Source organism: Streptomyces sp. NPDC034049 (assembly GCF_055575575.1).
Window position 1 is genome coordinate 122285 of the sequence record NZ_JBVISJ010000008.1, and the last position, 23609, is coordinate 145893.

21 protein-coding genes and 1 tRNA gene are annotated in these 23609 nt (G+C 69.9%); 15 read left to right on the forward strand and 7 right to left on the reverse strand.

Annotated elements, in window-relative coordinates; translation table 11 throughout:
- Window positions 1-53: 53 nt before the first annotated feature.
- The 6 genes from ACZ52C_RS23645 to ACZ52C_RS23670 all read left to right on the forward strand — a co-directional run bounded on the left by ACZ52C_RS23645 (window position 54) and on the right by ACZ52C_RS23670 (window position 7403).
- Window positions 54-1106, forward strand: a complete 1053-nt coding sequence (locus ACZ52C_RS23645) for an ABC transporter substrate-binding protein (protein ID WP_469076606.1) — start codon at window positions 54-56, stop codon at window positions 1104-1106.
- Window positions 1107-1330: 224 nt separating this feature from the next.
- Window positions 1331-2188, forward strand: coding sequence for a siderophore-interacting protein (locus ACZ52C_RS23650; protein ID WP_469076607.1), 858 nt, complete (start codon window positions 1331-1333; stop codon window positions 2186-2188).
- A 170-nt stretch (window positions 2189-2358) separates the two neighbouring features.
- On the forward strand, window positions 2359-3804 hold the full coding sequence (desA, locus tag ACZ52C_RS23655) for a lysine decarboxylase DesA (protein WP_469076608.1): 1446 nt from the start codon (window positions 2359-2361) through the stop codon (window positions 3802-3804).
- Window positions 3758-5074 carry a lysine N(6)-hydroxylase/L-ornithine N(5)-oxygenase family protein gene (locus ACZ52C_RS23660; protein ID WP_469076609.1) on the forward strand — a complete coding sequence of 439 codons (1317 nt, stop codon included), beginning with the start codon at window positions 3758-3760 and terminating at the stop codon, window positions 5072-5074. Before desA ends, ACZ52C_RS23660 begins: the two co-directional genes overlap by 47 nt.
- On the forward strand, window positions 5071-5634 hold the full coding sequence (locus ACZ52C_RS23665) for a GNAT family N-acetyltransferase (protein ID WP_469076610.1): 564 nt from the start codon (window positions 5071-5073) through the stop codon (window positions 5632-5634). Before ACZ52C_RS23660 ends, ACZ52C_RS23665 begins: the two co-directional genes overlap by 4 nt.
- Window positions 5631-7403 (forward strand): IucA/IucC family protein, encoded by a 1773-nt coding sequence (locus ACZ52C_RS23670; protein WP_469076611.1) that lies wholly within the window; start codon window positions 5631-5633, stop codon window positions 7401-7403. The genes ACZ52C_RS23665 and ACZ52C_RS23670 overlap by 4 nt, the downstream gene beginning before the upstream one ends.
- Before the next feature lie 91 nt (window positions 7404-7494).
- On the opposite strand, the gene ACZ52C_RS23675 is transcribed toward ACZ52C_RS23670, so the two are convergent.
- Both ACZ52C_RS23675 and ACZ52C_RS23680 read right to left on the reverse strand, forming a co-directional pair.
- A complete protein-coding gene (locus ACZ52C_RS23675; RefSeq protein ID WP_469076612.1) occupies window positions 7495-9249 on the reverse strand; it encodes a CHAP domain-containing protein in 1755 nt (584 codons plus the stop codon).
- Between the two features lie 222 nt (window positions 9250-9471).
- Window positions 9472-11085, reverse strand: coding sequence for a beta-N-acetylhexosaminidase (locus ACZ52C_RS23680; protein WP_469076613.1), 1614 nt, complete (start codon window positions 11083-11085; stop codon window positions 9472-9474).
- 105 nt (window positions 11086-11190) lie between these two features.
- Here ACZ52C_RS23680 and ACZ52C_RS23685 point away from each other — a divergent pair, with 105 nt between their 5' ends.
- Window positions 11191-12066, forward strand: coding sequence for a DUF4429 domain-containing protein (locus ACZ52C_RS23685; protein WP_469076614.1), 876 nt, complete (start codon window positions 11191-11193; stop codon window positions 12064-12066).
- Window positions 12067-12121: 55 nt separating this feature from the next.
- Here the strand turns inward: ACZ52C_RS23685 and ACZ52C_RS23690 are convergent, their stop codons facing one another.
- Complete coding sequence (locus ACZ52C_RS23690) at window positions 12122-13717, reverse strand: purple acid phosphatase family protein (protein ID WP_469076615.1); 1596 nt, start codon at window positions 13715-13717, stop codon at window positions 12122-12124.
- Between the two features lie 186 nt (window positions 13718-13903).
- Between ACZ52C_RS23690 and ACZ52C_RS23695 the strand changes: the two genes are divergently transcribed.
- Window positions 13904-14161 carry a hypothetical protein gene (locus tag ACZ52C_RS23695; RefSeq protein WP_086802204.1) on the forward strand — a complete coding sequence of 86 codons (258 nt, stop codon included), beginning with the start codon at window positions 13904-13906 and terminating at the stop codon, window positions 14159-14161.
- Between the two features lie 16 nt (window positions 14162-14177).
- On the forward strand, window positions 14178-15995 hold the full coding sequence (glmS, locus tag ACZ52C_RS23700) for a glutamine--fructose-6-phosphate transaminase (isomerizing) (protein ID WP_469076616.1): 1818 nt from the start codon (window positions 14178-14180) through the stop codon (window positions 15993-15995).
- Between the two features lie 297 nt (window positions 15996-16292).
- Here the strand turns inward: glmS and ACZ52C_RS23705 are convergent, their stop codons facing one another.
- Window positions 16293-16823 (reverse strand): universal stress protein, encoded by a 531-nt coding sequence (locus ACZ52C_RS23705; protein WP_045557712.1) that lies wholly within the window; start codon window positions 16821-16823, stop codon window positions 16293-16295.
- 347 nt (window positions 16824-17170) lie between these two features.
- Between ACZ52C_RS23705 and ACZ52C_RS23710 the strand changes: the two genes are divergently transcribed.
- The 4 genes from ACZ52C_RS23710 to ACZ52C_RS23725 all read left to right on the forward strand — a co-directional run bounded on the left by ACZ52C_RS23710 (window position 17171) and on the right by ACZ52C_RS23725 (window position 20143).
- On the forward strand, window positions 17171-17629 hold the full coding sequence (locus tag ACZ52C_RS23710; protein WP_469076617.1) for a hypothetical protein: 459 nt from the start codon (window positions 17171-17173) through the stop codon (window positions 17627-17629).
- A gap of 378 nt (window positions 17630-18007) precedes the next feature.
- Entirely contained in the window at window positions 18008-19234 is a 1227-nt protein-coding gene (locus ACZ52C_RS23715) for a helix-turn-helix domain-containing protein (RefSeq protein WP_469076618.1), read from the forward strand.
- 106 nt (window positions 19235-19340) lie between these two features.
- Window positions 19341-19943 (forward strand): oligoribonuclease, encoded by a 603-nt coding sequence (gene orn / locus ACZ52C_RS23720; RefSeq protein ID WP_469076619.1) that lies wholly within the window; start codon window positions 19341-19343, stop codon window positions 19941-19943.
- Window positions 19944-20070: 127 nt separating this feature from the next.
- Window positions 20071-20143, forward strand: a tRNA-His gene (locus ACZ52C_RS23725).
- Between the two features lie 72 nt (window positions 20144-20215).
- On the opposite strand, the gene ACZ52C_RS23730 is transcribed toward ACZ52C_RS23725, so the two are convergent.
- Window positions 20216-20701, reverse strand: coding sequence for a hypothetical protein (locus tag ACZ52C_RS23730; RefSeq protein WP_469076620.1), 486 nt, complete (start codon window positions 20699-20701; stop codon window positions 20216-20218).
- 126 nt (window positions 20702-20827) lie between these two features.
- Here ACZ52C_RS23730 and ACZ52C_RS23735 point away from each other — a divergent pair, with 126 nt between their 5' ends.
- Window positions 20828-21268, forward strand: coding sequence for a pyridoxamine 5'-phosphate oxidase family protein (locus ACZ52C_RS23735; protein WP_469076621.1), 441 nt, complete (start codon window positions 20828-20830; stop codon window positions 21266-21268).
- Here the strand turns inward: ACZ52C_RS23735 and ACZ52C_RS23740 are convergent.
- Entirely contained in the window at window positions 21243-21881 is a 639-nt protein-coding gene (locus tag ACZ52C_RS23740; RefSeq protein ID WP_469076622.1) for a serine/threonine protein kinase, read from the reverse strand. The genes ACZ52C_RS23735 and ACZ52C_RS23740 overlap by 26 nt on opposite strands.
- A gap of 43 nt (window positions 21882-21924) precedes the next feature.
- On the opposite strand from ACZ52C_RS23740, the gene ACZ52C_RS23745 reads away from it, so the two are divergent.
- On the forward strand, window positions 21925-22098 hold the full coding sequence (locus ACZ52C_RS23745; RefSeq protein WP_469076623.1) for a hypothetical protein: 174 nt from the start codon (window positions 21925-21927) through the stop codon (window positions 22096-22098).
- 235 nt (window positions 22099-22333) lie between these two features.
- Here the strand turns inward: ACZ52C_RS23745 and ACZ52C_RS23750 are convergent, their stop codons facing one another.
- Window positions 22334-23389, reverse strand: coding sequence for a LacI family DNA-binding transcriptional regulator (locus tag ACZ52C_RS23750; RefSeq protein WP_086802807.1), 1056 nt, complete (start codon window positions 23387-23389; stop codon window positions 22334-22336).
- Between the last annotated feature and the right edge of the window lie 220 nt (window positions 23390-23609).

A 23609-nucleotide genomic window follows, 5' to 3' on the forward strand; every position in this document is an offset into this window, starting at 1 on the left:
CTTCGAACTCACCCTCGGGCGGCGATCCGCCCCGTTCGAAAGTAGCCATACACATGTCCAACGCCAGAGCCGCTCATCTCACCCGCCGTGGCATCCTCGCCGCCGGTGGCGCACTCGGTCTCGGTGCCGTGGTCGCCGCCTGTGGGGACGAGAGCTCGACGGGCGGCAGCACTGGCTCCGACAAGGAGACGGCTGCCGCCAAGTCCGGCCCCTGGTCGTTCAAGGACGACCGCGGCGAGACCGCCAAGACCGACAAGGTCCCCTCGAACATCGTCGCCTTCGTGGGTGTCGCCGCCGCGCTCCACGACTACGGCGTCGGCGTCAAGGGGGTCTTCGGCCCCACCAAGACGGCCGACGGCAAGGCGGACGTCCAGGCCGGCGACCTCGACGTCAGCAAGGTCACCGTCCTCGGCAACGTCTGGGACGAGTTCAACGTCGAGAAGTACGCCGCCCTCGCCCCCGACGTCCTCATCACCACGATGTTCGACGACGCCGGCACCCTCTGGTACGTGCCCGAGGCGTCCAAGGACAAGATCGCCAAGCTCGCGCCGAGCGTCGGTATCTCCGTCTACGACCGTCAGCTGACCGAGCCGTTGCAGCGCGTGCTGGAGCTGGCCAAGTCCCTCGGCGCGGACACGGAGTCCGAGAAGGTCACCGCCGCCAAGAAGCGGTTCGAGGACGCGGCCGCCCGGCTGCGCGCGGCCACCAAGGCCAAGCCCGACATCAAGGTGCTCGCCGGCTCCGCCAGCCAGGACATCTTCTACGTGTCCGGCTCGAACCTCTCCATCGACCTGGAGTACTTCAAGGCCCTCGGCGTGAACTTCGTCGAGCCGAGCGCCGCCGCGCTGAAGGCCAGCGGCGGCTGGTTCGAGAACCTCAGCTGGGAGAACGTCGACAAGTACGACGCGGACGTCATCATCATGGACAACCGCACGTCGGCGATCCAGCCGGACGCGATCGAGGAGGCGACGTGGAAGAAGCTTCCCGCGGTGAAGGCCGGTCAGGTCATCGGGCGTAACCCCGAGCCGATCCTGTCCTACGACAAGTGCGCGCCGCTCCTGGAGGAGCTGGCCGAGGCGATCGAGAAGGCGAAGAAGGTCGGTTAGGGCTGAGGCCGTGGGTGAGCTGCGGGAGCGTCGTGGTTGCTCGCGCAGTTCCCCGCGCCCCTCAAGGGCCTACGGCCCTTTCGGGCCGAAAAAGCACGGGGCGCAGCCCCTGCTTCTTCAGGGGCGTGGGGAACTGCGCGACCAGCCCCCACCGGAGCCGCACCCGCCGACGAACCAGCAACCCCACCCGCTCCCGCTCCCGCCCCCTATCCAGGAGCCCTCCCATGACGACGGCCGTAGCCGCGCCCTTCCGTTTCTACTCTCTTCAGGTCGTACGGACGCAGCGGCTGGGGCCGTCCTACGTGCGCGTCACGTTCGCGGGGGACGACCTCAGGCACTTCCTCTCCGACGGCCGGGACCAGTCGCTGTCGCTGTTCCTGCCGCACCCCGGGCAGGAAGTCCCGGCCGTGCCCTACGAGTTGGGGGACGGCTGGTGGCAGGCGTGGCGGGAACTGCCGGACGACGTGCGGGCGGTGATGCGCTCGTACACCCTGCGAGGGCTGCGCCGCGACCCGCACGGCGACACCGTCGAGATCGACATCGACTTCGTGCTGCACGGGGTGGAGCCGGAGGCCGCCGTGCCCGCCGGGCCCGCCTCGCGGTGGGCGTCCCAGGCCGCCCCCGGCGACCGGGTGGTGCTGCTCGGCCCCGCGATCGCCGACAACCGCGCGATCCGGTTCCGGCCGCCGACGGACACCGGTCCGGTGCTGATCTGGGCCGACGACACGGCGCTGCCGGCCGCCTCCGCGATCCTTCAGTCGCTGCCGGCCGGCACCCCGGCCCGGGTCTGGCTGGAGGTCCACCACGCGGGGGACATCCAGGACCTGGTGACGGAGGCCGATGCCGAGATCACCTGGCTGGTGCGGAGCGAGGGGGCACCGACCGCCCTCGACACCATCCGCGCCGCCCAACTCCCGCCCGGTGAGCCGACGTACGCCTGGATCGCCGGCGAGTCCGGCCGGGTGAAGGAGCTGCGCCGTCATCTCGTGCGGGAGCGCGGGATCGACAAGCGGCGCGTCACCTTCGTCGGGTACTGGCGCGAGGGTCTGACGGAGGAGCAGTTGCGGGAGCGCGGCGAGTAGTCGGGCGCCACTGGCACCGGAACCGGAGTCACCGAAGTGACCACGGTCACGGACGAGCCAGGATTTCGCTCAAGTTAATTAGGTTAGGCTTACCTAAGTTGGGCGACGTGATGTCACCCCCCACTCACCTCTCCGTCCCACCCGGACCGCCCCGCTCGGAGGACCTCCCCATGCGCTCGCACCTGCTCAATGACACGACCGCGGAGCGGTACCGCCGCACCGTGACCGAAGGCGTGGAGCGGGTGGCGGCCAAACTCGCCACCACCGAACGACCGTTCACCGGTGTCACCGTCGACGCCCTCGCCCCGCGCATCGAGGAGATCGACCTCGACCGGCCGCTGCACGACACGGCCGCCGTCCTCGACGAGCTGGAGGACGTCTATCTGCGTGACGCGGTCTACTTCCACCACCCGCGCTACCTCGCCCACCTCAACTGCCCGGTCGTCATCCCGGCCGTGCTCGGCGAGGCCGTCCTCTCCGCCGTCAACTCCTCCCTGGACACCTGGGACCAGTCGGCCGGCGGCACCCTGATCGAGCGCAAACTGATCGACTGGACCAACGAGCGCATCGGGTTCGGCCCCGCCGCCGACGGCGTGTTCACCTCCGGCGGCTCGCAGTCCAACCTCCAGGCGCTGCTCCTCGCCCGGGAGGAGGCCAAGACCGACAGCACCGCCAAGCTGCGGATCTTCGCGTCCGAGGTCAGCCACTTCAGTGTGAAGAAGTCGGCGAAACTGCTGGGCCTGGACCAGGACGCCGTCGTCTCCATCCCGGTCGACGGCGACAAGCGCATGCAGACCATGGCGCTCGCCCGTGAGCTGGAGCGCTGCAAGAGCGACGGTCTGGTCCCCATGGCCGTCGTCGCCACCTCCGGCACCACCGACTTCGGTTCCATAGACCCGCTGCCCGAGATAGCCGAGCTGTGCGCCCAGTACGACACCTGGATGCACGTCGACGCCGCCTACGGCTGCGGTCTGCTCGTCTCCCGCAAGCGCCGCGACCTGCTGAACGGCATCGAGCGCGCCGACTCCGTCACGGTGGACTACCACAAGTCCTTCTTCCAGCCGGTGAGTTCGTCCGCCGTGCTCGTCCGGGACGCGGCCACGCTGCGCCACGCGACCTACCACGCGGAGTACCTCAACCCGCGCCGTATGGTCACCGAGCGCATCCCCAACCAGGTCGACAAGTCCCTTCAGACCACCCGCCGCTTCGACGCCCTCAAACTGTGGATGACCCTGCGCACGATGGGCGCCGACGGCATCGGCCAGCTCTTCGACGAGGTCTGCGACCTCGCGGAGGAGGGCTGGAAACTGCTCGCCGCCGACCCGCGCTACGACGTCGTCGTGGAGCCCCAGCTCTCCACGCTGGTCTACCGCTACATCCCCGAGGCCGTCACCGACCCGGCGGAGATCGACCGCGCCAACCTCTACGCCCGCAAGGCCCTGTTCGCCTCCGGCGACGCCGTGGTCGCCGGCACCAAGGTCGGCGATCGCCACTACCTGAAGTTCACCCTGCTCAACCCCGAGACCACGGCCGAGGACATCGCCACCGTGCTCGATCTGATCGCCGGCCATGCCGAGCAGTACCTGGGAGAATCCCTTGACCGCGTCGCTTCCTGAATCCGCCGTGAAGACCCACGACTTCATCGGCATCGGACTGGGACCCTTCAACCTCGGCCTCGCCTGCCTCACCGAGCCCATCGCCGAACTCGACGGGATCTTCCTGGACTCCAAGCCGCACTTCGAGTGGCACTCGGGGATGTTCCTCGACGGCGCCCACCTCCAGACCCCGTTCATGTCGGACCTGGTCACCCTCGCCGACCCGACCTCCCCGTACTCCTTCCTGAACTACCTGAAGGACTCGGGACGGCTGTACTCCTTCTACATCCGCGAGAACTTCTACCCGCTGCGGGTCGAGTACGACGACTACTGCCGCTGGGCCGCGAACCGGCTCAGCAACGTCCGCTTCAGCACCACGGTGACCGAGGTGACGTACGAGGACGACGTCTACGTCGTGCGCACGGCCGACGGCGACGTCCTGCGCGCCCGGCGCCTCGTCCTCGGCACCGGCACCGTCCCGTACATCCCCGAGGCCTGCCAGGACCTGGGCGGCGACTTCTTCCACAACGCGCAGTACATGCACCGCAAGGCGGAGCTGCGGTCGAAGAAGTCGATCACGATCGTCGGCAGCGGCCAGAGCGCCGCGGAGATCTACTACGAGCTCCTCTCCGAGATCGACGTCCACGGCTACCAGCTCAACTGGGTCACCCGCTCCCCGCGGTTCTTCCCCCTCGAATACACCAAGCTGACGCTGGAGATGACGTCCCCGGACTACATCGACTACTTCCGCGCGCTGCCCGAGGAGACCCGCTACCGCCTGGAGAAGCAGCAGAAGGGCCTCTTCAAGGGCATCAACGGGGATCTGATCGACTCGATCTTCGACCTGCTCTACCAGAAGGACGTCACCGCCGCCGGCCGTCCGGTCCCGACCCGCCTGCTCACCAACTCCTCGCTCAACAGCGCCACGTACGAGGACGGGCGGTACACGCTCGGACTGCGCCAGGACGAGCAGGGCAAGGACTTCGAGATCGAGACCGAGGGCCTGATCCTGGCCACCGGCTACCACTACCGGCCGCCGGCCTTCCTCTCCTCGATCAGCGACCGGCTGGTCTTCGACGGCCAGGGCCGCTTCGACGTGGCCCGCAACTACTCCATCGACACCACCGGCCGCGGCGTCTTCCTGCAGAACGCGGGCGTCCACACCCACAGCATCACCTCGCCCGACCTGGGCATGGGCGCGTACCGCAACGCGTACATCATCCGCGAGCTGCTCGGCACCGAGTACTACCCGGTGGAGAAGACGATCGCCTTCCAGGAGTTCGCGGTATGAGCGGCCCGAACGGTACGGACTTCACCTTCCGCCCCCTGGACCCGCTGACCGACGCCGAACTGCTGCACGGCTGGGTCACACACCCCAAGGCGGCGTACTGGATGATGCAGGACGCCCGGCTGGAGGACGTCGAGCGGGCGTACATGGAGATCGCGGCCGACCCGCACCACCACGCCCTGCTGGGGCTGCGCGAGGGCGAACCCGTGTTCCTCATGGAGAAGTACGACCCGGCCCACCGCGAGCTCGTCGGCCTGTACGAGCCCGAGCCGGGTGACGTCGGCATGCACTTCCTCGTGCCGCCGACCGACACCCCCGTGCACGGCTTCACCCGGTCCGTGATCACCGCCGTGATGGCCCACCTCTTCGAGGACCCCGCCACCCGCCGGGTCGTCGTCGAGCCGGACGTGTCCAACAAGGCCGTCCACGCCCTCAACGAAGTCGTCGGTTTCGTCCCCCACGGCGAGATCGACAAGCCGGAGAAGCGCGCGCTGCTGAGCTTCTGCACCCGAGAGCAGTTCATGCGCAGCCAGAGCCTGGCTGCCCGAGGAGTAGCCGTATGACCCTGTCCGACGCCGTAGCGCATCTGTCCCCCCACCGCTGGGCACGGGCCAACCGCCTGCTCATCCGCAAGGCCCTCGCCGAGTTCGCCCACGAGCGGCTCCTCACGCCGGAGGCCACCGCCGACGGCCGCTTCGAGGTCCGCAGCGACGACGGTGCGACCCGCTACGGGTTCACCGCCGTCCGGCGCGCCCTCGACCACTGGCAGGTCGACGCCGACTCGATCACCCGTCAACGAGACGGCGTCGACCTCCCTCTGGCCGCCCTGGACTTCTTCGTCGAGCTGAAGGGGTCCCTCGGCCTGAGCGACGAGATCCTCCCGGTCTACCTGGAGGAGATCTCCTCCACCCTGTCCGGCACCTGCTACAAGCTCACCAAGGAGCAGACCCCGGTCGCCGAACTCGTCGACGCCGGCTTCCAGGCCATCGAGACCGGGATGACCGAGGGCCACCCCTGCTTCGTCGCCAACAACGGCCGCCTCGGCTTCGGCGTCCACGAGTACCGGGCGTACGCCCCCGAGACGGCGAGCCCCGTCCGCCTGGTCTGGCTGGCCGCGCACCGCTCCCGGGCCGCGTTCACGGCGGGCGTCGGCATCGAGTACGAGGCCTTCCTGCGGGACGAACTGGGCGCGGAGACGGTCGCCCGCTTCCGCTCCGTCCTCACCGACCTCGCACTGGACCCCGCCGACTATCTCTTCATCCCGGTCCACCCCTGGCAGTGGTGGAACAAGCTCTCCGTCACCTTCGCCGCCGAGGTCGCCCAGCGGCACCTGGTCTGCCTCGGCGAGGGCGACGACGAGTACCTGGCCCAGCAGTCGATCCGGACGTTCTTCAACAGCTCCGCCCCCGAGAAGCACTACGTCAAGACGGCCCTGTCCGTCCTCAACATGGGCTTCATGCGCGGTCTGTCGGCGGCGTACATGGAGGCGACCCCGGCCATCAACGACTGGCTGGCCGGACTCATCGACAACGACCCGGTGCTGAAGTCCACGGGCCTGTCGATCATCCGCGAGCGCGCGGCCGTCGGCTACCGGCACCTGGAGTACGAGGCGGCCACGGACAAGTTCTCCCCGTACCGCAAGATGCTGGCGGCGCTGTGGCGCGAGAGCCCGGTGCCGTCCCTCCAGGAGGGCGAGTCCCTGGCGACGATGGCCTCCCTGGTCCACGTCGACCACGAGGGCAACGGCTTCGCGGCGGCCCTGATCGAGCGCTCGGGCCTGACCCCGACCGAGTGGCTGCGCCGCTACCTGAAGGCGTACTTCACCCCGCTCCTGCACAGCTTCTACGCCTACGACCTGGTCTTCATGCCGCACGGCGAGAACGTGATCCTGGTGCTGAAGGACGGCGTGGTCGAGCGGGCGATCTACAAGGACATCGCCGAGGAGATCGCGGTCATGGACCCGGACGCGGTCCTCCCCCCGACGGTCGAACGCCTTCGCGTCGACGTCCCCGAGGACAAGAAGCTCCTCTCCCTCTTCACGGACGTCTTCGACTGCTTCTTCCGCTTCCTGGCCGCGAACCTCGCCGAGGAGGGCGTCCTGGACGAGGAGGACTTCTGGCGCACGGTCGCCGAGTCCGTCCGTGACTACCAGCACGCGATGCCCGAACTCGCCGACAAGTTCGCCCAGTACGACATGTTCGCCCCCGAGTTCGCGCTGTCCTGCCTCAACCGTCTGCAACTGCGCAACAACAAGCAGATGGTCGACCTGGCGGACCCGGCGGGCGCGCTCCAGCTGGTCGGCAACCTGAAGAACCCCATCACGGGCCTGTGACCCGCCCCCGAACAGACGGGCACCTCGGAGTACGGTCCTCCGAGGTGCCCGTCGTGTTCCGTCACTCGTCGTACGGGCCCGGCTCTCGCCGTCAGTACGGGTGGGGGTTCCTGCTGGGGTCGAACTGCTGGACCCTCTTGGCGAGATTGGACCCGTCGGCGGTGACGCCGTAGCGGCTGCGGACGTACCGCATCGCGGCGGCGATGCACGCCACCGGGTCGTAGATGTTCACCGAGGTACCGGGGGCGTGACGCTGGGCGAAGGTCTGCGGGATGCACTGCACGATGCCACGGGAGCACTGGAAGTGCGTGAGCGCGCCGTTCAGCCGCACGATCCGCCCATCGCCGTGGTAGCCGTCCCCGTAGTCCTTGACCTTGCTGAAGCCGGCAGGTGTTATCGCGTTGGAGTCCCACAGATTGCAGGCGTTGGCGTTGCCCGACGACTCACGCGCGATGGCCGTCAGGAAGCCCTTCACCCAGTAGCGGCTCGGCTGGACTCCCGCCGCCGTGGCGGCCTGCTCGATCCACTCCTCGGGCGTGCCCTCGCCCGTGAACCGGTGGAACGTCACCTGTTTCGGGTCGATCTGTCCCATCCCCTCGACGCCGCCCCCACTCGCCGGCCCGCCCGCCGGGAACCCGTCACGGACCCGGAACAGCCCGGCGCGCTGCCCGAGTTCCGTCAGCGACTGCATGCCCGGGGTCCCGGTGGCGTCGCCCCCGGAGTAGTGCAGCACCGTCCGGCGGAACTCGTCGTAGAGGGCCTGTGTGGCGTCCTCGAAGATCCCCCGTTCGTCGATCGCCTGCGTGTGCATGACCTTCTCCAGCCCGTCCTGCACCAGAGCCACATCGGCCTTCGGGCTGGCCGCCCCGCCCGGTTGCGCCCGTTCCTCCTCGGCGCTGTGTGTCGAGGCCCAGACCACCTGGTTCAGGCTGACCCAGGGCTGTTCCGCGGCCGGGGAGGAGCCCGCCCGGACGTTGAACAGGTCCGACCGCCTGCCCAGTTCGACCAGTTCCGCGGGCCGGGGAGCGCCGTGGCCGTCCGTCCCGGCGTGCCCCAGCTTCTCCGCGCGGAACCGCTCGAAGAGTTCCTGGGTCTCCGCCTCGAACACGGCGTGCGGGTCGTCCGGGGCGACGCCCATGACCTTCTCCAGCGCGTCCTGGACGAGAGCGACGTCGTCCGCCGTCGTGCCGTGGCCGTTGCCCGTGATCTGCTCCTCGCCCGTGGGGTGCGTGGCCGCCCAGGTGATCTGGTTCGCGGACACCCAGGGCAGCGCCTCCTCGGCCTCCGCCGCGAGCAGGCCGTCGGACTCACGGGAGACGGCGGTGGCCATGTACGTGAATCCGGGCTTGTTCTTCAGCCCCGGATCGGCCGTGACCACTCCCTCCTCGAACTGCGGCAGCCCGTATCCATAGAGATAGGCGTCCCGGCGGGCGCGCTTTTTCAAATACACCCCGTTGCCCTCGGCCGAACCGTTGGCGTTCGTGTTCCCCTCGATGGTGTACGTGTAGTCCGCGTCGTACTTGTGGACGAGTCCGACGTGCGACCCTCCCGAAGGGCCGAAGAACACCATCGCCCCGATCGCGGGATAGTACGAGAATCTGCCGCGGCTCTTGTACCAGTTGACCGCCGCGAGGCACGAGGCGGTCATCGGAGCCAGGCTCTTCACACCTGCCTGCTGGAAGGCCCAGGACTGGAAGGTCTGGCACCAGGCCATGTTCTGCGACCATTCCAGGCCGGGAACCGCGGGGGAAAACTTCTGACGGTTGTTGTAGTGCCCGTTCGAGAAACCTTCGCGGTATCCCACTTCGGTCTTCTCGACGGCGATGAGGGTGTCCGTCTGACCCATCGTGCCCCATCTCCTCTTCCGGGGTGCGCGGGCCCAGGGAACGGTGCGGCACGAAGATGTGCGAAGAAGACGAGGAACGCGAGGAACGCGAGGAAACGTCGCGGCAATTCCGCGTTCGGCCACCGGTCACTGGGCTCGCGCGGCCATTTCGTTCATGCTAGCTCCGGGGCCATCACGCCGCATCTCACCCGTTCGGCGCCCGGGACACACCCGCCCCGGGCCCTACCGCGCGGGCCACGGCACCTGGGGCGCCCGGAAGTACCCGATGCCGAGCGCCTCCCACCTCGGCCCCTGTGCGGCGAGCCGCCCCCGGTACCCCTCCCAGTCGAGCGCGGACGCGGGCGCCCACCCCAACTCGGCGACCCCCGGCAGCCTGGGGAACACCATGAGGTCCATGTCGGCCGGCGTCACGATCGTCTCGGTCCACAGCGGCGCCTCGACCCCTCGGATCGCGGCATCGGGCACGCCCGCCAGATACGCTCCCGGATCCCAGTCGTACGCCCGGCGCACATCCACGTATCCCGCCCAGTCGAGCCCCAGCGGCGTGTCCTTGTCGTACTTCATGTCGAGGTAGATCCGGTCGGCGGGCGAGAGAACCACCCCCGTCCCGTTGCGCGCGGCGGCGGCCACCCGCTCCCGCTCCTCCGCGTCCGTGCTGTCCAGCCCCCAGTACTGCGCGAGGGCGCCCCGCGCCGGCGTCGCCCCGGTCAGCTGGTGCCAGCCGACCACGGTCTTGCCGTACCGCTCGACGACCGGCTGCACCCGGTCCATGAACTTCACGTAGTCCTCGTGGCTGGTGGAGTGCGCCTCGTCGCCGCCGATGTGCAGATACCGCCCGGGCGTGAGCGCGGCCACCTCCCGTACGACGTCGTCCACGAAGTCGTACGTGACGTCCTTGTCGACGCACAGGGAGCTGAAGCCGACCTCGGTGCCGGTGTAGAGCGGCGGCGCGACCCCGTCGCAGTTCAGCTCGGCGTAGGAGGCGAGGGCCGCGTTGGTGTGGCCCGGCATGTCGATCTCGGGGACGACCTCCAGGTGGCGTGCGGCCGCGTACCGGACGATCTCCCGGTAGTCGGCCTTGCTGTAGTGGCCGCCGGGGCCGCCGCCGACCTGGGTGGACCCGCCGTGGGAGGCCAGGCGCGGCCAGGAGTCGACCGCGATGCGCCAGCCCTGGTCGTCGGAGAGGTGCAGATGCAGCGTGTTGAACTTGTAGAGCGCCAACTGGTCGACGTAGCGCTTGACCTGGTCGACGGTGAAGAAGTGGCGGGAGACGTCCAGCATCGCGCCGCGCCAGCCGTAGCGCGGGGTGTCCCTGATCGTGCCGCCCGCGATCAGCCAGGGGCCCGGCTGCGCGGAGTCCTTCTCGACGGCGGCGGGCAGCAGTTGGCGCAGGGTCTGGACGGCGTGGAAGAGTCCGGCGGGCGCGCGGGCGGTGAGGGTGACACCGGAGCGGCCGCTCTCCAGCCGGTAGCCCTCCTGGCCGAGATCCGTCTCCCCGGGGGCCAACCGCAGTCGGATTCCGGCCTCCTGACGTTCCGTCACGGGCAGCGGGAACCCTGTCGAGGGCCGCAGGATCCCGGCGAGGTACTCCCCCACCCGTCGGGCCTCGGGCCCGCCGGCCACGACGACGCGTGTGCCGCTCGTCAGCCGGTACGACGCTCCGCCGGCCCGGACCGAGGCGGGGGCCGGGATCACCTGCCCGAGCGGGACGGTGGCGGCGTGGGCGGGGGCAGGGGCGTTGTCGGACACGGGTGCGGCTCCCACGGCGAAGATCCCGGCCGCCACCACCAGCAGCAGCGAACCGAGAAGGCGGGTCGATCCGTGGTGCGGTCTCACGAAGAGCTCCCTCCACTCGTCGAACGGTGCGCTCCCCACCATCACCCCTTCACCCCCTCCAGGTCTAGACCATCTCTCCCCTCGACCGGTGGAACAATCCCCCTCATGGCGGAAATCCTCCAGCGGGACGGCACGTGGACCTTCGACGGCGACACACTGCGGCTGACCCCCGGCCGCGACAAGAGCGTGAGCCTGCTCCGCAAGACCCTGGGTGAACTCTCCCTCCCGCTGGGCGCGTTGGCGGGCATCTCCTTCGAGCAGGGCAGGAGGTCGGGACGGCTGCGACTGCGGCTGCGCGACGGCTGCGACCCGCTCCTCCAGGCGACCGGCGGCCGGCTCACCGACGCCGACGACCCGTACCAGCTCAGCGTCGACGCCGACCGGTTCGGCGTCGCCGAGTACCTCGTGGACGAGATCCGGGACGCGCTGCTGCTGGACGAGGTACCGACCGACGCGGTCGACGCCTATCTCCTCGCCGGCCCGGCCGTCCCGCTCTCCGCCTCCGCCGGGGACGGCACCGTGAGTTTCGACGGCGACCGCGTACGGCTGGAGTGGAACTGGAAGACGGAGGACGCGAAGGCCGCGGCCGGGGCGCGGACGCTGGCCCTGACGGACATAGCGGGCGTCGAGTGGCAGCCCTCGGTCGGCCTGGAGAACGGCTACCTCCGCTTCACCGTGCGCAACGCGCCGACGAAGGCACCGCCCAAGTACGACCCCCACTCCGTGGAGCTGTGGGGCTTCAGGAAGGACCCACTGATGGCCCTGGTCGTGGCGGCCGTCCAGGCACGGCTCCCGCACCCCGCGGCCCCGGCACCGAAACAGCTCACACCGTCCGCGTCACCCCAGGACCGGCCCGCCCCCGGGGAGGACCACGACGCCCTGCTGCGCCGCCTGCGCGAACTGGGCGAGCTCCACCGGTCCGGGGTCCTCACGGACGAGGAGTTCACCCTGGCCAAGCAGGCGGTCCTCAAGCGCCTGTGACAGGCGTTCGAGGACCGCCACGAGGACACCCGGGACAAGTGACGGCGGTCGGCGGTCACTTGGCCCGGCGCGCCACCGTGAAGTGGTCGATCCGCGCGCCCGTCTCGGCGATGCCGCTCACGGTGAGCGTGGTGTGGTGCCCCTTCGGCGCGGGCTTCACGTCCACCCGGAGGAAGGAGTAGTCGAGGTAGCGCACCCGCGACCAGGCGACCGTCTCGTTCTGCTTGCCGTCCTTCACGTTGACGAAGGAGGCCACCGACTCGACCTCGTCCTCGTGCCCCTCGTACGACTGCGCGGCACTGAACGCGTACAGACCGCGGCCGGCCGCGCCCGCCGTGACGTACACCACACCCTCGGTCTCCGGGTAGGCCGTGCCGCCGATCGGCAGCTTCTTGACGACCGCGCCGTTCTTGATGACATCGGTGCGCTCGTACTGGTGGTTGTGCCCGTTGATGACCAGGTCCACCGAGTACTTCTCGAACAGCGGCACCCACTCCTGTCGCACGCCGCCTTCCGAGGCGTGCGCCGTGGAGGTGCAGTACGCGCAGTGGTGGAAGAAGACGACGACGAAGTCGATGTCGCGGGAGGCCCGGAACTTCTTCAGCTGCGCCTGGAGCCACGTGGTCTGGGTGCCGCCGGAGATGCCGAGGTTGGCCGGGATCTCGAAGGAGATGTCGTTGGCGTCGAGGGAGATGACGGCCGTGTTGCCGTAGACGAAGGAGTAGACGCCCGGCAGGTTCTTCCGGTCGGGGCCGTTGTCGGGGAGGTTCCAGCGGGCCTCCTCGCCGCCGTAGCCGTTCGGCGAGTACCAGGCCTCCATGTCGTGGTTGCCGTACGCGGGCATCCACGGCACGGACTTGGCGACGGACTCGGTCTGGGCCAGGAACTGGTCCCACACCCGGGAGTCGAAGCCGGTGTCGGCGGTCTTGCCCTGTCCCGCCGGGTCGGCGTAGGCGATGTCGCCGGCGTGCAGATGGAAGGCCGGGTTCTGGCCGAGCAGCAGGCTGTTGTTGCCGAGGCCGTGGTAGCCGACGCCCTCGTCGCCGAAGGCGGTGAAGGTGAAGGGCTCCTTGTGGGCGGGGGCGGTGGTGAAGGTGCCGAGGGTGCCCAGCAGGTGCGGTTCGGCCGGGTCGAAGCCGGTGTGGCCGACGCCGTAGTAGTAGGTGCGGCCGGGCTTGAGGTGGGTGAGCTTCGCGTGCACGTAGTACTGCGTGTGATCGCCGCTCGCGCCGACGCCGGCCGGGGTGAAGAGGGTGCGGACCTCGGCGTCGATGCGCCGGGAGAGGTCTTGCGGGTGGGCGCCGATCCGGATGAACGGCTTCCGGACGGCGACCGGGACCTGCCACGAGACGGTGACCTCGGTGCGGGGGTCGTTGCCGAAGGCGAGATGGCGGCCGAAGGGGGCGACGAGGGAGCCGTCGACGCGCTCGGTGCCCGTGCCGGCCAGGGTCGGGACGGAGGTGGTCCGGAGGGCGGCCGGACCGGCCGGGGTGGCGGCCCGGGCCGTGGCCGGGACGAACACGCCACCGGTGACGGCGCCGAGGGTGACCGCGCCGCCTCTGATCATCGAGCGTCGGGAGAACGTGGAGCGCAGGTACTCGTGCTGCTCGGCCATGCTCATGCGCTCGGCCAGCCGCTCGGGTACGCCCATGCGAGGAGTGTCCATGGCGTCCGAAAGTCGTCGCCTCAGGCGACGGGCTGCCGGACGCCGGGTGGCCAGCGCACGAACAGGTCCTCATGACAGATCCAATGTTCTCCCAAAGAGATTCAACACACCCCTGCCCGATTTCGGGCAGATTTCTTGCACATCACTCTGTGGTGCCCCAGGATCTACCGAGTGCACGACGAACTCGTTGATCACCTGACGCGATCCTCGCCCCTCAACCGGGGCGAGGCGCTGCGTGTGATCCAGGACGTGCTCGCCTACTTCGACGAGACGACCGAGGAATTCGTCCGTCGCCGCCACCGCGAGCTCCAGGCCCAGGGCCTGGTCAACGCGACGATCTTCGAACAGATCGAGGCGGACCTGAAATACCGGGCGGTCGCACCACCGGAGCTCACGCTCAGGCAGCTGCGCCGCATCGTCTACGGCTGAAACGGGATACGTATATATGTGCGGGATTGTCGGTTACATCGGCAAGCGCGACGTGGCGCCGCTGCTCCTGGAGGGCCTGCAGCGCCTGGAGTACCGGGGCTACGACTCGGCGGGCATCGTCGTCACCTCGCCCAAGACGGCCGGCCTGAAGATGGTCAAGGCCAAGGGCCGGGTCCGTGACCTGGAGGCCAAGGTCCCCGCCCGCTTCAAGGGCACCACCGGCATCGCCCACACCCGCTGGGCCACCCACGGCGCCCCGTCCGACGTGAACGCCCACCCGCACATGTCGGGCGACAACAAGGTCGCCGTCGTCCACAACGGCATCATCGACAACGCCTCCGACCTGCGCAGGAAGCTGGAGGCGGACGGCGTCGAGTTCCTCTCCGAGACCGACACCGAGGTCCTCACCCACCTCATCGCGCGCTCCCAGGCCACCACCCTGGAGGAGAAGGTCCGCCAGGCGCTGCGGATCGTCGAGGGCACCTACGGCATCGCCGTCATGCACGCCGACTTCAACGACCGTATCGTCGTCGCCCGCAACGGCTCCCCCGTCGTGCTCGGCATCGGCGAGAAGGAGATGTTCGTCGCCTCGGACATAGCCGCTCTGGTCGCCCACACCCGCCAGATCGTCACCCTCGACGACGGCGAGATGGCCACCCTCAAGGCCGACGACTTCCGCACCTACACCACGGAGGGCACCCGCACCACGGCCGAGCCCACCACCGTGGAGTGGGAGGCCGCCTCGTACGACATGGGCGGCCACGACACCTACATGCACAAGGAGATCCACGAGCAGGCCGACGCCGTGGACCGGGTGCTGCGCGGCCGGATCGACGACCGCTTCTCCACCGTCCACCTCGGCGGCCTCAACCTGGACGCCCGCGAGGCGCGCCAGATCCGCCGCGTGAAGATCCTCGGCTGCGGCACCTCGTACCACGCGGGCATGATCGGCGCCCAGATGATCGAGGAGCTGGCCCGCATCCCCGCGGACGCCGAGCCGGCGTCGGAGTTCCGCTACCGCAACGCGGTCGTCGACCCCGACACCCTCTACATCGCCGTCTCCCAGTCCGGCGAGACCTACGACGTGCTGGCGGCCGTCCAGGAGCTGAAGCGCAAGGGCGCCCGGGTCCTGGGTGTGGTGAACGTGGTCGGTTCGGCGATCGCCCGCGAGGCGGACGGCGGCATCTACGTGCACGCGGGCCCCGAGGTCTGCGTCGTCTCCACGAAGTGCTTCACCAACACCACGGTCGCCTTCGCCCTGTTGGCGCTGCACCTGGGCCGCACCCGTGACCTCTCCGTCCGCGACGGCAAGCGGATCATCGAGGGCCTGCGCAAGCTCCCCGGCCAGATCTCCGAGATGCTGGAGCAGGAGGAGGAGATCAAGAAGCTGGCCGAGCAGTACGCCGAGGCCCGCTCGATGCTCTTCATCGGCCGCGTCCGGGGTTACCCGGTGGCCCGCGAGGCCTCCCTGAAGCTCAAGGAGGTCTCCTACATCCACGCCGAGGCCTACCCGGCCTCCGAGCTGAAGCACGGTCCGCTGGCCCTCATCGAGCCCGCCCTGCCCACGGTCGCGATCGTCCCGAACGACGACCTGCTGGAGAAGAACCGCGCCGCCCTGGAGGAGATCAAGGCCCGCAGCGGCAAGATCCTCGCCGTCGCCCACCAGGAGCAGGAGAAGGCCGACCAGACGATCGTCGTCCCGAAGAACGAGGACGAGCTGGACCCGATCCTCATGGGCATCCCCCTCCAACTCCTCGCGTACCACACGGCGTTGGCCCTGGGCCGGGACATCGACAAGCCGAGGAACCTCGCCAAGTCGGTGACGGTGGAGTAGCAGTCCCCTCCAAGAACGGGACGCGCCCAGGCTTTTGAGGGGCGCGGGGAGCTGCGCGAGCAACCCCCACCCACCCGCAGAGGCTCCACAACGAAGACGGACCCCCACGTGATGCCACCCATCACAAGGGGGTCCGTTCCATGACGCCGGGGTCGCCCAAACATCCCGGCGCCGCTGCCAACTACCGTGGCCGTCACACCACTCGGTCCGGCATCACGCGGGTTATGCCCTTCACAAGGACACAAACACCCCTACGCGCCAGTAGACTTAGGCGCTTTCCGAACGTCGTTCCGAAGGTCAGGGAATGACGATGACCGGACGCTGCGCCCGCTTGGCGAGACGGCCCGCGACGGACCCGAAGATGCGCCCGACGATCCCGTGCGTCGACCCGACGACGATCGCGTCGGCCTCGTACTCCCGCCCCACCTCTTCGAGTTCGTGGCAGATGTCGCCACCGCGCTCGACGAGGATCCAGGGCACCTCGACGAGATAGTCGGCGCAGGCCAGCTCCAGCCCGAGCACCTCGGTGCGGTGATCGGGGACGTCGACGAAGACGGGCGGCTCGCAGCCGGCCCACACGGTCGTGGGCAGCCGGTTGGCGACGTGCACGATGATCAGGCCCGAACCCGAGCGGCGGGCCATGCCGATGGCGTACGCGAGGGCACGCTCACTGGACGTCGAACCGTCGAAGCCGACGACGACGCCGTGCTTGAAGGCGGGATCGCAGGAAGGGCGCGCCTCTTCCGCCGCGAGGGGCTCTGCCGCCGCGTGATCGGCGACGGGCCGCCGCTCGCGGTCCGCGGAGTCGAAGAATTCGTGACCGGCCATGGGTGTCTCGGCGTTCGGATCCTCGTGGATGGGACGACGTGGATGGGACGTCGGTGCGCGGCGGAGCCGTGTCCGGGAAACATCTTCCCAACCCCATACCCCCAAGGGTACGTCCGCACGCCTCCTCCGCCCAGATCCCGCACCGGCTGCGCGGGGTTCCAGGGAGCATGCACGAGCACGACCCCGTAACGCAATGGTTGCTGCCACGTACAGCCGGTTTACGCGGGAAGGTGAACGCCGGACTCCGCGCCCGCGGCAACCCGGTCGGGCTGCACCAGTGACCGACGGGTCGAACACGCGTTGAACCCCCGTAAGCCGATCCCGAGGGAGCCAGGAGGGAGCCCGCAGTGCCCGCCCACCGCACAGCGCACCGGACCGCGTCGCGCCCCGCGCCCCAGCCCGCCCCCGTCCCCGCGGCGGCCCCCGCCCCCGAAGCCGGGTCAGCCGCCCCGCCCCCGGCCACCACCCCGGCGCCGGCCCCGGCCCCGCCCCCCTCGCCCGCCGACACCGCCACCGACGTGGTGCGCTGGGCGGCGTTCAGCTGCGTCCTCGTCCCGGTCGTCCTCGTCTGGTACGGCACCTCGCTCGCCGGCGCGACGGGCGCGGCCCTCGGCCTCGCGGCGGTCACCGGCGTCTGCCGCGTCCTGCTGCGCCAGTCCGAGCGCGGTGCGGCCCGCGCGGCCCGCGCCGGCACCACCCGTTCGATGGCCGAAGATCGCGCCTCCGCACGCGGCCGACGCGGACGCCCGACCTCCGGGGCGCACGGGGGCGGACGGAACTCCGGCACGAGTACGCCGGTCGACTGACCGGTTTCCGCGCACACCCCCGTATCTTTTCAGCCAACTTCGGCCACCTGCGCATCCCTTGGTCGAACACCCCTCCACCCCCCGTTCGACCTGCACTGAAAGGGGTCCAGGGCCCGCGCGCACCCTACGTGGACCGGCCACGGGGACGAGGCGCACTTCCCTGCACGGCCCACGAGTGCAACGCTTCGTGATCGAATGCTTTACGCCAAGTTGCCATGTCGACAATGTGCCGGTTGGCGATCTGGTCACGCCGGCACCACGGGACACAGTAGATTCGATCATGACTGTCTTACGGCGGGGGACTCGTGCAGGACCAAGGGGAAACGTGCAGGAGCGACACAACCGAGGAGCCGCGACCACCGAGGGGGGCTTAGCAGTATGAGCCACGACTCCACCGCCGCGCCGGAAGCCGCGGCCCGGAAACTGTCCGGGCGACGCCGCAAGGAGATCGTCGCGGTGCTGCTGTTCAGCGGCGGCCCCATCTTCGAGAGTTCCATACCACTGTCGGTGTTCGGGATCGACCGCCAGGACGCCGGCGTACCGCGCTACCGCCTACTGGTGTGCGCGGGCGAGGAAGGCCCGCTGCGGACCACGGGGGGCCTGGAACTCACCGCACCGAACGGCCTGGAGGCGATCTCGCGGGCGGGCACGGTGGTCGTGCCCGCATGGCGTTCGATCACCTCACCGCCACCGGAGGAAGCGCTCGACGCACTGCGCCGAGCGCACGAAGAGGGTGCCCGCATCGTCGGCCTGTGCACCGGCGCATTCGTGCTGGCCGCCGCCGGCCTGCTGGACGGCAGGCCCGCGACGACGCACTGGATGTACGCGCCGACGCTGGCCAAGCGCTATCCGTCCGTCCACGTCGATCCACGCGAGCTGTTCGTGGACGACGGGGACGTACTCACCTCGGCCGGTACCGCGGCCGGAATCGATCTCTGTCTGCACATCGTGCGGACGGACCACGGGAACGAGGCGGCAGGGGCTCTGGCCCGCCGTCTGGTGGTCCCACCACGCCGATCGGGCGGCCAGGAGCGCTACCTCGATCGGTCTTTACCCGAGGAGATCGGCGCCGACCCGCTGGCCGAGGTCGTCGCCTGGGCACTGGAGCACCTCCACGAGCAGTTCGACGTGGAGACGCTCGCGGCGCGCGCGTACATGAGCCGTCGTACGTTCGACCGCCGGTTCCGCTCGCTCACCGGGAGCGCTCCCCTGCAGTGGCTGATCACTCAGCGTGTGCTGCAGGCGCAGCGGCTGCTGGAGACGTCGGACTACTCGGTGGACGAGGTCGCGGGACGGTGCGGCTTCCGTTCGCCGGTGGCGCTGCGCGGGCACTTCCGGCGACAGCTGGGTTCGTCGCCGGCGGCGTACCGGGCGGCGTACCGGGCCCGGCGGCCGCAGGGCGAGAAGCCCGGCGACCACCACGACGGCCCGCACGGCGTCCCGGGGCCGCCCCCGGTGGCACCGGAGCACGCGCCGGTGCCGCTCCAGGCCCGGCGCACGGCCGCGGCGAGCGCCCTGGCGCCGTCGGCGTCCCTCTCCACGGAGGGCGGCAAGCCGGAGCTGTACGCGACGGGCCGCCTGCCGGGCCAGCGCAGCGCACCGTAGCCCGCACGGCTGTATGACGTACGGCCCGGTCCCGCACCGATCACCCTGTGATCACCCTGGTGCAGGACCGGGCCGTACGGCTGTCACGGGCCGTAAGGTGAGACACATGAACGATCGCATGGTGTGGATCGACTGCGAGATGACCGGCCTCTCGCTGTCGGACGACGCGCTCATCGAGGTGGCCGCCCTCGTCACCGACTCCGAGCTGAACGTGCTCGGCGACGGAGTCGACATCGTCGTCCGCCCGCCGGACTCGGCGCTGGAGACGATGCCGGAGGTGGTGCGCGAGATGCACACCGCGTCCGGCCTGCTGGACGCCCTGGCCGGCGGCACGACGCTCGCCGACGCCGAGGAGCAGGTCCTCGCGTACGTACGGGAGCACGTGAAGGAACCGCGCAAGGCCCCGCTGTGCGGCAACTCGGTGGGCACGGACCGGGGATTCCTCCTGCGGGACATGCCGACGCTGGAGGAGTACCTCCACTACCGGATCGTGGACGTCTCCTCGATCAAGGAGCTGGCCCGCCGCTGGTATCCGAGGGCGTACTTCAACAGCCCCGAGAAGAACGGCAACCACCGGGCCCTCGCGGACATCCGCGAGTCCATCGCCGAGCTCCGCTACTACCGCGAGGCGATCTTCGTCCCGCAGCCCGGCCCCGACTCGGACACGGCCCGCACGATCGCCGCGAAGCACGTCCTGCCCGCGGGGTAGCCCGCGGGCGGGGCCCGTCCGGCCCCGGAACCGCCCCCCGCCGAAACGTGTGCGCGGGCACCCCTCAGGACCCTGTACACTTTTTCTCGGCCGGTCGGTGAAACCTTCGGATGAACCGCCGGTCATGGTGGGTGTAGCTCAGCTGGTAGAGCACCTGGTTGTGGTCCAGGATGCCGCGGGTTCGAGTCCCGTCACTCACCCTTGAGGAACAAGCCCCGATCTGGGAACAGATCGGGGCTTGTTCGTGTGCGGTCGATCACCCGCCGCCGGGCTCAGCAGTCGTCGTAGCGCCAGACCCCCGCCTCACGGGTCCACGGCTCCTGTTTCTGGTCGAACTTGGGCAGGCCGACGCCGTACGAGACGCGGGCGGTGTCGGCGGAGATCTCGTCGATCTCGAACCGCTTCACGTCCTTCGGCTCGGAGTCACCGATGGCCCGCTCGGTCTGCTCGGCCCGTTCGGTCAGCACGGCCATGCCGGCGGGCGTGATCTGCTTCCGGCAGCGTGCGGACAGCATGCCGTGGGCGGTGTCGGGGTCGTTCGCGAAGTACGCGGCGTTGTAGGCACGGACCGCCGCTTCGAGGCCGGCGGTGTCGGCGGCCGAGATCGCGGACCGGCTGGGCGCGGCGCTCGGCTGCCTCGCCACGGCGGACGGCTTGCCGTCAGCGTCGCCGGGCTTGTCGGCGGGCTCGCCGTCGGACGTGCACGCGGTGAGCGCGACGACCGCCGCGACGAGTAAGGCGGTGACACGGGTGCGCATGGTTCCCCCTGAGAGCTGTGAGTCGAGAAAGCATCGTGGCACGCGCCCCTTCGCCGCACGCCTAGACCCCGGTCCTAGGTCGAAGGTCGCTGGGCGGGAACCGCGCGGTGTCGGAGGATGAGAGCCGTGGCCTCTCCCGACTTCGACGTGGACGACTTCCTGCGGCAGCCCCTCACCGCTCGCCTCGCGACCAACGGCCCCACGGTGCGCCCCGTCTGGTTCCTCTGGGAGGACGGGGCCTTCTGGGTGCTGACGGGGCCGTGGGCCCGCTTGTTCGACCGGGTGAAGGAGGACCCCCGCCTCGCCCTCGTGGTGGACGAGTGCGACATCGCGACGGGTCGGGTCCAGCAGGTGATCGCGCGGGGGCGCGCTGAACTGGTGCCCTTCGACGTGCCGAGGGGACGCCGCAAACTGACCCGCTATCTGGGAGCCGACGAGGCCACCTGGGACACCCGCTTCGTGCACTACCTGCACGACGACCCGGCCGAACGAGGCACGATGTGGCTCCGCCTGACCCCCACCTCCCTCACGGCGACGGACCTCAGCTACTCAGCCAGGCTGCCCTGAACTCCCTTACCCCGGCGAAGCGTTCACCGGGATGGGGGTGCGTGGCCCGCTCCAGCACGGCGAGTTGAGCGGCCGTACCACGCCAGGCACGCTCCTCGTCCCCCGCGTCGAGCAGCAGCCGTGCGGTGCGTCCCAGCGCGTGGACCGTGGTGCGGTTGTCGATCGTCGCGCCGCGCTCGGACTCTTCCGGGGCCATGAAACGAGTCGACCCCGGCAGCCGCTCGGCATCCAGCACGAAGGGGCCCGGCCGGTACTCGTCCAGGTCGATCAGCCGCATCTCCGCCGCCGCGAAGTCGTACAGCAGGGCGCCGTCGTAGAAATCCACGGCGACGTACCCGGCGTCCTCGACGGCGAGGTGAGCGTCGAGGACGCGGGCGAAGGCCGCCTCGACCCGGTCGACGGGGAGCGAACGGAAGCGGGCCATAGGACTGCCGGGGTTCGTACGGTCTCCCCGGCCACGCTCCGCCGGGTCGTACAGCACCTCGCCGTCCCGCCAGGGCATGACCACGGCCACCCCGTCCCGCGACGCGATCCGACGCAGTTGCGGGACGATCACCGGGTGCCGCACGGCCCGGTGAAAACCCCACGCCCGCTCCAGCGACCGTCGGCCCACGGCAGCGACCGTCGTCTACGGCACTTACCCGCTGGGCCGTGCCGTGCCCGGTGTCGACCGGCTGATGCAGGAGTTCGGCATCGCTCGTGGGACGGCGCGCAAGACACTGGTACTGCTGGCGGAGATGGGATACGTCCGGACGGTCGTGGGCAAGGGGTCGTTCGTGATCGCACGCGAGGGCGTCGAAGCAGCCAAGGACAACGAACCCACCGGCTGACGCCGCGCTGAGGAACGGCCGTCCAGACCCCCACTCGGGCACGTACACGTACATGACCTCAGCCAGGGGATGGCAGCGGTCCCTCGGTCGGCTTCAGCAATGGCTCTGCGCGCATCGCAGCCGAAGGCGGCCCGGCGTTACCCGCTTGGCTTCCTCGTTCACCGTGTCCGCAGCAGTCAAGGGGTCCATCGTCCACCTCCATGCCGGCCATGGGCATGGGCAACCGTGGCGTGCTTCACGACGAAGCCCGCGCCACCAGTTCCGTAGGCAGCACCACCTGGCGTCGTTCCAACCCCCTCGACACCGCCGGGCGGCGGTCCGCGATCTCGTCCAGGAGGAGGTCGATCATGGCTCGGCCCATTTCCACTATGGGCTGGCGGACGCTGGTGAGGGGCGGGTCCATGTGGCGGGCGATCGCCGAGTCGTCGTAGCCGACGAGGGCGACGTCGTCGGGTATGCGGCGGCCCGCCTCGCGCAGCACCTGGCGGGCGCCCGACGCCATGACGTCGGACTCGACGAAGACCGCGTCGAGGTCGGGGCAGCGGGCCAGCAGTTCCTTCATCGCCCGGCGGCCGCCCTCCTCCGTGAAGTCACCGGGGACGATCAGGCGCTCGTCGACCTCACGGCCGGCGTCGACGAGGGCCTCGCGGTAGCCGACGACCCGGCGCTGGGCACCGTAGACGTCGAGGCGACCGGTGATCGTGGCGATACGGGCGCGGCCCCGTTCGATCAGGTGCTCGACCGCTGAACGGCCGCCGCCGTAGTTGTCGGAGTCGACGGAGGGGAGCGTCTCGTGCTCCGAGCGGGGGCCGCTGATGACCGCCGGGATCTCCAGTTGTGACAGCAGATCCGGGAGCGGGTCGTCGGCGTGGACCGAGACCAGGAGGACCCCGTCGACACGGTGCGCGGCCAGGTACTGGGCCAGCCGGCGGCGCTCCCGGTCGCTGCCCGCGAAAATCAGCAGGAGCTGCATCTCCGTGTCGGACAGCTGGGCGCCCACGCCCTTGAGGATGTCGGAGAAGTACGGTTCCGCGAAGAAGCGGGTCTCGGGCTCCGGCACGACCATCGCGATCGCATCCGTGCGGTTCGCCGCGAGCGCGCGGGCCGCCGTGTTCGGGACGTAGCCGAGCTCCGCGACGGCCGCCTCGACCGCCGCGCGGGTCGCGTCACTGACCCGGGGCGAGCCGTTGATCACCCGGGACACCGTCCCCCGGCCCACACCGGCCCGTGCGGCGACCTCTTCCAACGTCGGCCGCCCACCGCTCCGGCCCCGTGCTCCGTGGCCTGCCACCATGGTCGCCTCCCGTTCACACCGCGCTGGCGTGGAATCTAACAGTCCTGATCCTCGTACGACGTCCGGGAAGTGCCCACCCGGGTTTCGGTGCCGTCGGTGGCACCGTCCCGGACGCTCCGGTGTCACCCCGTCCGGGACGACTGATTACACGAGTCAAACAGTGGGTCCGGCGGCGAGCACACGCCGCCCGAGCACCACCGGCCACCCGCCCGAGCAC

Coding starts and splice junctions, on each gene's coding strand:
- ACZ52C_RS23730 (WP_469076620.1), bottom strand. CDS start 20,701: ATGCGCACCCGTGTCACCGCCTTACTCGTCGCGGCGGTCGTCGCGCTC.
- ACZ52C_RS23705 (WP_045557712.1), bottom strand. CDS start 16,823: ATGGCCGGTCACGAATTCTTCGACTCCGCGGACCGCGAGCGGCGGCCC.
- ACZ52C_RS23675 (WP_469076612.1), bottom strand. CDS start 9,249: ATGGGTCAGACGGACACCCTCATCGCCGTCGAGAAGACCGAAGTGGGA.
- ACZ52C_RS23670 (WP_469076611.1), top strand. CDS start 5,631: ATGACCCTGTCCGACGCCGTAGCGCATCTGTCCCCCCACCGCTGGGCA.
- glmS (WP_469076616.1), top strand. CDS start 14,178: ATGTGCGGGATTGTCGGTTACATCGGCAAGCGCGACGTGGCGCCGCTG.
- desA (WP_469076608.1), top strand. CDS start 2,359: ATGCGCTCGCACCTGCTCAATGACACGACCGCGGAGCGGTACCGCCGC.
- ACZ52C_RS23650 (WP_469076607.1), top strand. CDS start 1,331: ATGACGACGGCCGTAGCCGCGCCCTTCCGTTTCTACTCTCTTCAGGTC.
- ACZ52C_RS23660 (WP_469076609.1), top strand. CDS start 3,758: ATGCCGAGCAGTACCTGGGAGAATCCCTTGACCGCGTCGCTTCCTGAA.
- ACZ52C_RS23715 (WP_469076618.1), top strand. CDS start 18,008: ATGAGCCACGACTCCACCGCCGCGCCGGAAGCCGCGGCCCGGAAACTG.
- ACZ52C_RS23690 (WP_469076615.1), bottom strand. CDS start 13,717: ATGGGCGTACCCGAGCGGCTGGCCGAGCGCATGAGCATGGCCGAGCAG.
- ACZ52C_RS23685 (WP_469076614.1), top strand. CDS start 11,191: ATGGCGGAAATCCTCCAGCGGGACGGCACGTGGACCTTCGACGGCGAC.
- ACZ52C_RS23645 (WP_469076606.1), top strand. CDS start 54: ATGTCCAACGCCAGAGCCGCTCATCTCACCCGCCGTGGCATCCTCGCC.
- orn (WP_469076619.1), top strand. CDS start 19,341: ATGAACGATCGCATGGTGTGGATCGACTGCGAGATGACCGGCCTCTCG.
- ACZ52C_RS23665 (WP_469076610.1), top strand. CDS start 5,071: ATGAGCGGCCCGAACGGTACGGACTTCACCTTCCGCCCCCTGGACCCG.